General features: G+C 47.4%; 2 protein-coding genes. One reads left to right on the forward strand and one right to left on the reverse strand.

Annotated features, from left to right (window positions below; translation table 11 throughout):
* A partial coding sequence (locus tag IQ242_RS23245) for an STAS domain-containing protein (RefSeq protein ID WP_193961581.1) occupies nucleotides 1-160 on the reverse strand: 160 nt, incomplete at its 3' end.
* A 145-nt stretch (nucleotides 161-305) separates the two neighbouring features.
* Between IQ242_RS23245 and crtO the strand changes: the two genes are divergently transcribed.
* On the forward strand, nucleotides 306-1,952 hold the full coding sequence (gene crtO / locus IQ242_RS23250) for a beta-carotene ketolase CrtO (RefSeq protein WP_193961582.1): 1,647 nt from the start codon (nucleotides 306-308) through the stop codon (nucleotides 1,950-1,952).
* Nucleotides 1,953-2,129: the final 177 nt, after the last annotated feature.

Below are 2,129 nucleotides of genomic sequence, written 5' to 3' on the forward strand. Positions count from 1 at the left end.
CACCTAAACCAGAACTATCCATAAAGGTGACATTCTGGAAATCAACGATAATCACCTCTGAACCTCCCTGCACGGCTTCGGCAATTTCTTGGCGAAATTCGCTGGCTTGGTTGCCATCTAAAATACCCGATGGTTGAATAACTTTAATCGCAGAACTCATAAAAAAAAGGAAAAATTAAATGTTTTCTACCTGCTCACTCATAACTGCTCGCTGAAATCTGCTGACAGCAGCCAATCTTTAACTATTTTTAACATATTAGGGTCAAGAAAAGCGCAAAATTAAAAATAGGAATTTTTGAAACTGCATGGAAAGTTACGATGTCATCCTCATCGGTGCGGGGCATAATGGTTTAGTTTGTGCCGCCTATCTCCTCAAAGCTGGTTATCGCGTCCTCCTTCTGGAACAGCGTAGCGTACCAGGAGGAGCGGCTACCACAGAAGCGGTTATCCCAGATCTAGCCCCCGATTTTAAGTTTAATCTCTGTGCGATCGATCACGAATTTATCTTTTTGGGGCCGGTAATTGAGGAATTGGAGCTAAAACGCCACGGATTAGAGTATTTATTCTTCGATCCTACCGTTTTCTGTCCCCATCCCTCTGGCCAATATTTTCTTTCCTATCGCTCTCTGGAAAAAACTCACGCCGCAATTGCCCAGTTTTGTCCGCGAGATGCCGATCGCTACCTTCAGTTTATCGACTATTGGGCGCAGTTGATGAATGCGATCGGTCCTTGGTTTAACGCTCCCCCCCAAGATTTGCTCAGAATCGCCCGCAATTATAACTCTAGTGCCTTAGCTAGTGTCTGGAAAGCGATCGGCTCAAAAAAGAAACTGCTCGACTTCATCCGCACGATGATTACTTCTCCCGAAGATGTCCTTAATGAGTGGTTTGAGAGCGAATTTGTCAAAGCACCCCTGGCTCGTCTAGCGGCAGAAATTGGCGCTCCTCCCTCCCAAAAAGGGATTACCTCCGGGATGATGATGATGGCGATGCGTCATTCCCCCGGTGTGGCTCGCCCTCGTGGTGGTACAGGCGCACTAACCGAGGCTCTGGTGAAATGTGTTGTCAGTCTCGGTGGGGTGATTTTAACCGAGCAGAAAGTTAAACAGATTCTAATTGAGGAAGGACAAGCGATCGGGGTTAGGGTGGACTCTGGGCAGGAATATCTGGCAAAAGCGGGTGTTATCTCTAATATTGACGCTAGACGAGTCTTTTTACAGTTAGTCGCCCCCGCCGATGTGGATGCCGCCGATCCAGAATTGCGAGAAAGGGTAGAACGGCGAATTGTCAATAACAATGAAACAATTCTTAAAATTGATTGCGCCCTCGCCGAAGCACCAAGGTTCGAGGCTTACGATCACAAAGAGGAGTATTTACAGGGAACGATTCTCATCGCCGATTCCGTGCGTCACGTTGAACAGGCCCACGCTTTAACGATTTTGGGGCAGATTCCCGACGAAAATCCCTCGATGTACCTAGATGTCCCCACTATTCTCGATCCCTCTATGGCCCCCCAGGGCAAGCATACCCTCTGGATCGAATTTTTTGCCCCCCATCAGATTGCCGGGGCCGAGGGAACGGGATTAAACGGGACAGGATGGACGGAAGAATTAAAAAATCGCGTGGCCGATCGAGTTCTTGATAAACTGGCCGATTATGCCCCGAATCTCAAATCCGCCATTATTGCCCGTCGGGTGGAAAGTCCGGCCGAATTAGCTAATCGTTTGGGTTCCTATAAAGGTAATTACTATCATCTTGATATGACCTTAGATCAGATGATTTTCCTGCGTCCTTTGCCAGAAATAGCTAACTACAAAACCCCAATTAAAAACCTTTATTTAACTGGGGCAGGCACTCACCCCGGCGGCTCAATTTCGGGGATGCCGGGGCGCAATTGCGCTCAGGTTTTCCTGCGGGATCGAAGCACTTTTCTGCAACGATTATTCAACTAAGTAGGGTTGGCTGAATAAATCTAAAAACCTTGTTGGATAAGACTTTTAGACTTTTTTGATCTCAAAAAGTGCCAGCCGAGAGTGAGCGGGGCGAAAATTCCGGGACTTTTTCCCTGAAAATTAGGTAATTGACCGTCTGAAAATGGGTAAAACCCTACACCCCACACCCCACCTGCC

The sequence above is a fragment of the Microcystis sp. LEGE 08355 genome (genome assembly GCF_015207185.1).
GTDB lineage: Bacteria > Cyanobacteriota > Cyanobacteriia > Cyanobacteriales > Microcystaceae > Microcystis > Microcystis panniformis.

Excerpts from the sequence above, each read along its gene's own strand:
- crtO (WP_193961582.1), top strand. The coding sequence starts at position 306 with ATGGAAAGTTACGATGTCATCCTCATCGGTGCGGGGCATAATGGTTTA.